The sequence below is a fragment of the Streptomyces sp. MB09-01 genome (genome assembly GCF_033794505.1).
GTDB lineage: Bacteria > Actinomycetota > Actinomycetes > Streptomycetales > Streptomycetaceae > Streptomyces.
The window spans coordinates 18,681-27,211 of record NZ_JARAYQ010000105.1 but is presented as its reverse complement, the minus strand read 5'-3'; the positions used below and the strand labels follow the sequence as shown (position 1 = coordinate 27,211).

General features: G+C 74.2%; 6 protein-coding genes and 1 pseudogene. 4 read left to right on the top strand and 3 right to left on the bottom strand.

The window, feature by feature from the left end; translation table 11 throughout:
• Window positions 1-1,039 (top strand): GAF domain-containing SpoIIE family protein phosphatase (locus tag PV721_RS22070; RefSeq protein WP_319727072.1); only part of this gene is annotated, 1,039 nt, incomplete at its 5' end.
• A 42-nt stretch (window positions 1,040-1,081) separates the two neighbouring features.
• Here PV721_RS22070 and PV721_RS22065 read toward each other — a convergent pair.
• On the bottom strand, window positions 1,082-3,871 hold the full coding sequence (locus PV721_RS22065; RefSeq protein WP_319727071.1) for a SpoIIE family protein phosphatase: 2,790 nt from the start codon (window positions 3,869-3,871) through the stop codon (window positions 1,082-1,084).
• Complete coding sequence (locus PV721_RS22060) at window positions 3,868-4,863, bottom strand: GlxA family transcriptional regulator (RefSeq protein WP_319727070.1); 996 nt, start codon at window positions 4,861-4,863, stop codon at window positions 3,868-3,870. The genes PV721_RS22065 and PV721_RS22060 overlap by 4 nt, the downstream gene beginning before the upstream one ends.
• Window positions 4,864-4,967: 104 nt before the next feature.
• Between PV721_RS22060 and PV721_RS22055 the strand changes: the two genes are divergently transcribed.
• Window positions 4,968-5,549 (top strand): cysteine hydrolase family protein, encoded by a 582-nt coding sequence (locus PV721_RS22055; protein ID WP_319727069.1) that lies wholly within the window; start codon window positions 4,968-4,970, stop codon window positions 5,547-5,549.
• Between the two features lie 40 nt (window positions 5,550-5,589).
• Here the strand turns inward: PV721_RS22055 and PV721_RS22050 are convergent, their stop codons facing one another.
• Window positions 5,590-6,738 carry a glycerate kinase gene (locus PV721_RS22050; protein WP_319727068.1) on the bottom strand — a complete coding sequence of 383 codons (1,149 nt, stop codon included), beginning with the start codon at window positions 6,736-6,738 and terminating at the stop codon, window positions 5,590-5,592.
• Between the two features lie 184 nt (window positions 6,739-6,922).
• Here PV721_RS22050 and PV721_RS22045 point away from each other — a divergent pair.
• Window positions 6,923-7,986, top strand: a pseudogene (locus PV721_RS22045) (BCCT family transporter); the annotation flags it as partial.
• A gap of 18 nt (window positions 7,987-8,004) precedes the next feature.
• Window positions 8,005-8,505: an NUDIX hydrolase gene (locus tag PV721_RS22040; RefSeq protein ID WP_319727066.1), complete on the top strand. Its 501-nt coding sequence runs from the start codon at window positions 8,005-8,007 to the stop codon at window positions 8,503-8,505.
• Window positions 8,506-8,531 lie beyond the last annotated feature (26 nt).

The window sequence follows — 8,531 nt, the reverse complement described above, 5'->3', positions numbered from 1 at the left end:
CCCCACCGCCAAACTCACCCCCGGCCAGACCTTCCAGATCCCCGTGGGCACCCACTACGAGCGGATCATCACGGAAGGGCGGCCCACGAACCTCTACGTCTCCGACATCCCGGCACTGATCACCTCCCCGCGCGCCGACGCCCTGCGCGCCTACCTCGCCACCTTGGGCTCGGCGCGGCTGGTCCCGCTCGTCGCGCGCGGCACGGTGCTCGGCGCCGTCACCGTGACGCGCACGCGCGACCGGGAGCCCTTCGACGAGCAGGACTGCGTACTCGTCGACGAACTGGTCGCCCGCGCGGCCCTCAACATCGACAACGCCCGGATGTACACCCGCCAGCGGCAGGCCGCCCTGACCCTCCAGCGCAGCCTCACCAACAGCGCGCTGCCCGAGGTCCCCGGCCTCGCACTCACCGGGCGCTACCTGCCGGCCAGCGACCACGACGTCGGCGGGGACTGGTTCGACGTCATCCCCCTGCCCGGCGGCCGGACCGGGCTGGTCATCGGGGACGTCATGGGCCACGGGATCCACGCGGCGGCCGTCATGGGACAGCTGCGGACGGCGGTGCGGACCCTCGCGCGCCACGAGGTGTCCCCGGCGCGCATGCTCGGCTCGCTCGACGCCGTGGTGGCCGACCTGGGCGAGGACGAGATGGCGACCTGCGTCTACGCCGTGTACGACCCGGCGTCCGGCGGCTGCGTCGTCGGACGCGCCGGGCATCCGCCGCCCGCCGTGGTCGCCCCCGACGGGACCGTCTCCTTCCTCGACGGACCCCCCGGCACCCCGCTGGGCACCGGCGGGCAGGACTTCCGCACCGAGGAGGTGCGGCTGCCCGCGGGGAGCCTGCTCGTGCTCTACACCGACGGCCTCATCGAGGCCCGGGACCGGGACCTCGACCAGGGCATGGACCAGCTGGCGCAGGCTCTGCGCCGGGCGGAGCAGCCGCTGGAGGAACTGTGCGACGGGATCCTGCGGTCGCTGCTGCCGTGCGCCCAGCAGGACGACGTGGCGGTGCTGCTGGCCCGGACCCGGCCGGTGTGACGGGACGGTACGAGCGGCCGCGCGCGCCACGCCCCGGCGCGGTCACCAGGCCATGTTCTCCAGCGCGTCCAGGTCCGGCGGCCCCGGCTCCTGCGGGTCCCCGCCCCCGGTCAGGGGCAGCTCGGCCCAGATGACCTTGCCGCGCTCGGTGTAGCGCGTGCCCCACCGGTCGGCGTACTGGGCGACGAGGAACAGCCCGCGCCCGCCCTCGTCGGTCGTGGCCGCGTACCGCAGATGCGGGGAGGTGCTGCTGCCGTCGGAGACCTCGCAGATGAGGGTGCGGTCGCGCAGGAGCCGGACCCGGACGGGCGCGCTCCCGTACCGGATCGCGTTGGTGATCAGCTCGCTGAGGATGAGCTCGGTCGTGAAGGAGATCTCCTCCAGCCCCCAGGCGGCGAGCTGCGCGGAGCCCGCGTTGCGCACCCGCGAGACGGCCGAGGGTTCGCCGGGCACCTCCCACTCGGCGATCCGGTCGGCCTCCACCCGCCGGGTGTCGGCGATCAGCAGGGCGATGTCGTCGCTCGGCACCGGGAACAGCATCACGGCGAGCACGTCCGCACAGGCCTGCTCCGGGCTGCGGCCGGGCCGCGACAGCGTCTCGCCCAGCAGGCGCAGGCCGGTGTCGAAGTCCCGGCCGCGGTCCTCCACCAGGCCGTCGGTGAACAGCGCGAGACGGCTCCCCTCGGGCAGCCTGAACTCGGTGGCCTCGAAGGGCATGCCCCCCACGCCGAGCGGGAGCCCGGCCGGCAGCTCGGGGAACTCCACGTGACCGTCGGGGCGGATCAGCGCGGGCCCGGGGTGCCCGGCGCTGGCCATCGTGCACCGCCCGGAGACCGGGTCGTAGACCGCGTAGAGACAGGTGGCACCGGTGATCGCGGCGGGCTCCGGAGCCCCCTCCGGGTCGTCCCCGTCCGCGTCCGCGCCGACCCCGGTCTCGTTCTGGTCGATCCGGTTGATCAGCTCGTCCAGGTGTCCGAGCAGCTCGTCGGGCGGCAGGTCCAGAGTCGAGAAATTGTGCACGGCCGTCCGCAGCCGGCCCATGGTGGCCGCCGCGTGCACCCCGTGCCCGACGACGTCGCCGACGACCAGGGCCACCCGGGTGCCGGGCAGCGGGATCACGTCGAACCAGTCACCGCCCACCCCCGCCTTCGCGGGCAGATAGCGGAAGGCCACCTCCACGGCGCTCTGCTCGGGCAGCACCCGGGGCAGCAGGCTGCGCTGGAGGGTCACGGCCATCGCGTGCTCGCGGGTGAAGCGGCGGGCGTTGTCGATGGACACGGCCGCGCGCGCACCCAGCTCCTCCGCGAAGGACAGGTCCTCCTCGTCGAAGGCCTCCGGGGTGTCGGCCCGCCAGAAGTTCGCCATGCCCAGGACCACGCCCCGCGCCTGCAGCGGTACGGAGATCAGCGAGTGGAGTCCGTAGCCGAGGGCCTCGCGGGTCCCGACCTCGTCCTGGGCCCGCCAGCCCATGGCCGCGTTCAGGTCGGCCGCGAGCACCGCGTGTCCGGCGTCCAGGGCCGCCGCCATGGGGGCCGTGGGCACGACGAACCGGATGACGTCGCCGACCGGCTGGAGCGGCGAGTCGGCGCGGACACCGGTGATCGCCGCCCGGCGCATCTCGGAGTAGGTGCCGGACACAGTGGAGGGCTCGTCCCCCCGCAGCACCGGCTCCAGGAGCTCCACCGTGACGAAGTCCGCGAAGCGCGGGACCGCGACCTCCGACAGCTCCTCGGCGGTCCGCACCACGTCCAGGGTGGTCCCGATCCGCACTCCGGCGTCGTACAGCAGCTGCAGCCGGCTGCGGGCCACCTCGGCCCGGCCGGACACGGCGGCGAGCTCGGTCGAGTCGCGCAGGGTCACGACGCTGCCCGTGGACATGCCCCGGTACTGCTTGGTGGGCCGTACGTTGACCGCGAGCAGCCGGTCGCCCGCCAGGTGGACCTGGTCCGTCACGACCCGGCCGGAGACGAGCAGCTCGGTGGTGCGGGGGTCGAGACCGAGGTCGTCGACGGCGCGCCCCTCGGAGTCCGGCGTCAGGTCGAGGAGCCTTCGGGCCTCGTCGTTGGCGAGGACGAGCCGGTCGTCGGCGCCGATGATGAGCACGCCCTCACGCACGGCGTGCAGCACGGCCTCGTGGTGCTCGTTCATCCGGGTCATCTCGGCGGGGCCCAGGCCGCGCGTCTGGCGCCGCAGCCGACGGCTGACCAGGGCGGCGCCCGCGGTGCCGAGCGCCAGGCCGCCCGCGGCGGCGCCGAGCAGCAGCGGGAGCTGGCCCTCGACCACCATGGAGACGTTCTCCACCTCTATGCCGGTGCCGACCAGGCCGACGACGACGCCTTCGGCGTTCCGTACGGGGACCACGGCCCGGACGGCATCGCTCGGCTCGCCCGTGAAGGTCTCGGTGAAGGACTGGCCGGCGACGGCGCGGCTGAGGTCGCCGGTGGCACGCCGGCCGATCAGTTCGGGACGCGGGTCGGTGTAGCGGATCCCGTCGGTGCTCATCACGGCGATGAAGTCGACGCCCGAGGCCCGGCGGGCGGCCTCGGCCAGCGGCTGGAGCGTGGGGGTCGGATTCCGCGCCGCCAGGGCCGCCGCGAGACCGGGGGAGTGGGCGAAGCCCTCGGCGACCGCGAGCGAGCGGTGGCGTGCGTCGCGCTCGCTGTCGATCCGGGCCTGGACCACCAGGGCGACCGCGGCAGCGGTGATCAGCAGCAGCACGATCACCGCCTGGAGGGCGAAGACCTGACCGGCGACACTGTGCGCCCCGAGGGGCAGGCGTGCCCGCAGGCGCGAACCCCGCCCGGTCGGCTGGCGACCATTACGTCCGGTCATGAGCCCTTTCTAACACTGTCCGGAGGGTTTGGAGCGGCTGCGGAGGTGGCGGCGGCCGCACGATACGCGCGGGGGCCGAGGCCGACGTACGAGGTGAAGTGCTGGCGGAAGGTGACCTCGCTGGCGAAACCGGCCCGCCGGGCCACCTCCGGCACCGGGTGGTCGGTGCGCTCCAGCAGCTTGCGGGCCGCGTCCAGCCGGTGGCCCAGGAGCCAGCGGTGCGGGGTGGTGCCGGTGGCCGCGGCGAAGTGCCGGGCGAAGGAGCGCGGGGACATGCCGGCCCAGCGGGCCATGGTGGCCACGGACAGCGGCTCGTGCAGGGAGCGCAGGGCCCGCTCCCGTACGGCGGCCAGCGCCTCGGCGGTCCGGTCCGCGGCCGGCACGGGCCGGTCGAGGTACTGGGCGTGGCCCCCCGTGCGGAAGGGGCCCGTCACCATCGAGCGGGCGATGACGGCAGCGGCCTCGGCGCCGTGCGCCTCGCGGACCAGGTGCAGGCAGAGGTCGATCCCGGAGGCCACCCCGGCGGAGGTCCACAGCCCGCCGTCCTCGACGTAGAGCGGGGCGTCCTCGACCACGACCGCCGGGTAGCGCGCGGCGAGCTGCGGCGCCAGCCACCAGTGGGTGACTGCCCGGCGGCCCTCCAGCAGCCCGGCCTCCGCCAGGACGAACGCTCCGGCGCACAGGGCGGCGATCGGCACGCCCCGGGCGTGTACCTCCCGGAGGGCCGCGAGGACCGGGCCGGGCGTCGGATCGGACGGCTCGGCCAGGGCCGGTACGACGACCAGGTCGGCCGAGGCCAGCCAGTCGAGCCCCCGGTCGGGGGCCAGGGTCAGCCCGCCGGGCAGCGGGATCGGACCGGGGTCCGCGGCGCACCGGCGCAGCTCGAAGTGCGGCGCCCCGGCGCGGCTGCGGTCGGGACCCCAGACCTCGGTGATGACGGCGAGGTCGAAGCTGCGGATCCCGGGCTGGACGACGATGGCGACGCGGCGCATCGGGCCAGTGTGCCAGCAGGGGCACTGCCACCCTGGCAGGATCTCATCGGTCCGGGTCCGCGCAGCCGCTGTCGGGCCCACGGCCCGGCAGACAGCATGGAGTCATGACACAGACCGCGATCGAGATCGCCCCGAACAGTGCCCTGCTGGTCATCGACGTGCAGAAGGGCTTCGACGACGAGTCCTTCTGGGGGCCCCGCAACAACCCGGCCGCCGAGGACAACATCGCCGCCCTGATGGACGCCTGGCAGGCCGCCGGCCGTCCGGTGGTCCTCGTCCGGCACGCCTCCGTGCAACCCGGCTCCGTCCTGGCCGCGGACCACCCCGGCCACGCCTTCAAGGACCTGGTCGAGAAGCGGCGCCACGGGTCCCTGCTGGTCACCAAGACCGTGAACTCCGCCTTCTACGGCACCCCGGACCTGGCCGACTGGCTCACCGCCCGGGGCACGGGCCAGCTGGTGGTGGTCGGCATCCAGACCAACATGTGCGTCGAGACCACCGCCCGGATGGCGGGGAACCTGGGCTACGACGTACTCGTCCCGCTCGACGCCACCCACACCTTCGACCTCGCCGGGCCGGGGGGCCTGAGGCTGACGGCGGACGAACTCGCCACCGCCACCGCGGTGAACCTCCAGGGCGGCGGCTTCGCCCGCGTGGTGACCACGGCCGACCTCCTCGGGGCGTAGCCGCCCGGAGATCCGGCCCCGCCGGCGAAGGCGGCCGGCGTCAGAGGACGTCGGCGGCGATGTTGGCCGCGACCCGCTCCAGCAGGGGACCCGCGTTCGGGATGGACTTCGCCGGGTCGGGCTCCAGGTCCGTGAGCGGGTACGCCTTGCGGATGCCGGCCGCCTCCAGGGCCTCCTGGGTCAGCAGCAGCCGGCCGCAGACCGCCACCACGGGCTTGCCCGCCGCGCGCGCCGCGGCCGCCACGCCCGCCGGGGCCTTGCCGTGCAGGGTCTGCTCGTCCAGCGAGCCCTCACCGGTGATGACGAGGGTGGCCCGCTCCAGGGCCGGGGCGAAGCCCAGCACCTCCAGCATCAGCTCGATGCCGGGACGGAACGTGGCACCGAGCAGCAGGGCGCCGTAGCCGATGCCGCCCGCGCCACCCGCACCCGGGAGCACGGCGCACTCGGCGGCCTTCGCGCCGATCGACTTCTCGAGCACCACCGCGAAGTGCGCGAGCGCCGCGTCGAGCGCCGCCACGTCCTCGGGCGAGGCGCCCTTCTGCGGGCCGTAGACCGCCGGCGCGCCCTTCGGGCCGGTCAGCGGGTTGTCCACGTCGCTCGCGAGGACGAATTCCACGTCCGCGAAGCGCGGGTCGACGCCGGACAGGTCGGCCGAGGCCAGGTCGGCCAGCGCGCCGCCGCCCGGACCGACCGGTTCGCCGTTCGCATCCAGGAACACGGCGCCCAGCGCGGCCAGCATGCCGGCGCCGCCGTCGGTGGTGGCGCTGCCGCCCACACCGAAGACGATCGATCGAGCGCCCGCGTCCAGTGCGGCCTTCAGCAGCTCGCCCGAACCGTACGTGGTCGCCGTCAGCGGGGCGAAGGTGCCCGCCGGCAGCAGCTGCAGCCCGGAGGCCTCCGCCATCTCGACCACCGCGGTGCCCTCGCGCAGCGCGAAGGCGGCCGTGACCTGGTCGCCGAGGGGTCCGGTGACCCGTACCTCCCGGCGTTCGAAACCGGCGGCCACGGCGGCCGCGACCGTACCGTCGCCGCCGTCCGCGACGGGGAGGGTCTCGATCTCCACGCCCGGTACGGCCGAGCGAAGGCCGGCCGTCACCCGCTCCGCGACCTGAACGGCCGTGAGCGAGCCCTTGAATTTGTCCGCGGCGATGAGCACGCGCGCGGCCTCAGTTACTGCTCCGTCCGTCACCTTGCTATTCCCTTGCTATCGAACAGTGCAGTCGCGCCGCCATGAGCTTATCCGGAGGATCCTCCTATGCCCATGAGTGGCCTGGGCCACACCCGGCGCGCCATGCCTCTAAATGCGGATATACGCCTGCATAGTGTGGCCGCATGAGCGCCGAATCACTGGAACAGCCTCGTCCGGACACCTCGCCGGCGTGGGCATCGGCCTGATGTTCTACGGGGTGGGGGAGCCGCTCACCCACTACCCGGCCCCGCCGCCCGCCTCCGGGGCGGCCCCCCGCACGGGCGCCGCCGCCCTCGCGGCCATGGAGTACTCCTTCTTCCGGACCCTCACCCCTGGACCATCTACGGCATCGCCGGCCTGGCCCTCGCCTACGCGACCTTCCGCCAGGGCCGCGGCAACCGCCTCAGCTCCGCCTTCGTCCCCCTGATCGGCCAGCAGCGGGCGGACGGCCCGGCCGGCAAGACCATCGACCTGCTGGCCGTCTTCGCCACCGTCTTCGGCACCGCCACCAGCCTCGGGCTCGGCGCGTGGACGATCTTCTACTGGGCGTGGTGGCTGTCCTGGGCCCCCTTCGTCGGCACCTTCATCGCCCGCATCTCGCACGGCCGCACCCTCCGCGAGTTCCTCGTCGGCGTGCTGCTCGTGCCCAGCGGGGCCACCGTCATCTGGTTCTGCGTGATGGGCGGCACCGCCATCCGCCTCGACTCCACGGGCGTCGTCGACTTCGCCGCCGAGATCAGGGACGGCACGGAGGCCTCGCTCTTCGCGATGCTGGACGCGCTGCCCCTCTCCGCGGTCACCTCCTGGGTGGTGATGCTCCTGGTCATGACCTACTTCGTGACCAGCGCCGACTCGGCCTCCCTGGTCATGGGCTCGCTCACCAGCCGCGGCTCGCTCCACCCGCCCACCTGGCTCGTCGTCACCTGGGGCGTGCCGATGGCCGTCGTCGCCGCCGTGCTGCTCGTCGCGGGCGGCCTGAAGTCCCTGCAGACCGCCACGATCCTGGTCGCGCTGCCCTTCGTCATCGTCATGCTGCTGCTCTGCTGGCGCTGGTGAAGGAACTCCGCGCCGACCCCGGGGCCGGACCCGCCCGCCACCACGCCCTGCACGGCGTGCGGGACGCCGTCCGGGCCATGGTCGGCGACGCCGTCGCCGAGCAGGGGCCCGACCGCCACCCGTTGGCTGCGGCGCGTCGCCGAGTCCAAGGGCCGGGACCGCGAGGACGGGCCTGGCGGCTCCGGGGCGTGATCTCGGTAGGGTGGCGGCGTGACCACCACGGATGACTTCGCCACGTACATCGCGAGCCTGCCCCGGGTGCTGGCCGGCGCGGCCGCGCTCTACCGGGACGCCGAGGGCAGGGTCCTGCTTGTCGAGCCCAACTACCGCGAGGGATGGACGCTGCCGGGCGGCACCGTCGAGTCGGACGGGGGCGAGTCGCCGCGCACCGCCGCCCGCCGCGAGAGCGCCGAGGAGATCGGCCTCGACCTCCCGCTCGGCCGGCTGCTCGCCGTCGACTGGTCCCTCGGAGCCGGCCGCCCGCCGCTGGTCGCCTACGTCTACGACGGCGGCGTGCTCGACGCCGGACAGCTCGCATCGATCAGGCTCCAGGAGGAGGAGCTGATCTCCTGGCGGCTGGTCGAGCCCGCCGAACTCACCGCGCACCTCCCCGGATCGCTCGGCCGGCGCACCGAAGAGGCCTACCGGGTCCTGCAGTCGGGCGAGGGCACGGTGGAACTGGAGAACGGCCGCCGACCGGCCGCTTCGTAACACGAGGCTTACTTCGAGCAGGACAG

Excerpts from the sequence above, each read along its gene's own strand:
- PV721_RS22065 (WP_319727071.1), bottom strand. The coding sequence starts at position 3,871 with ATGACCGGACGTAATGGTCGCCAGCCGACCGGGCGGGGTTCGCGCCTG.
- PV721_RS22060 (WP_319727070.1), bottom strand. The coding sequence starts at position 4,863 with ATGCGCCGCGTCGCCATCGTCGTCCAGCCCGGGATCCGCAGCTTCGAC.
- PV721_RS22055 (WP_319727069.1), top strand. The coding sequence starts at position 4,968 with ATGACACAGACCGCGATCGAGATCGCCCCGAACAGTGCCCTGCTGGTC.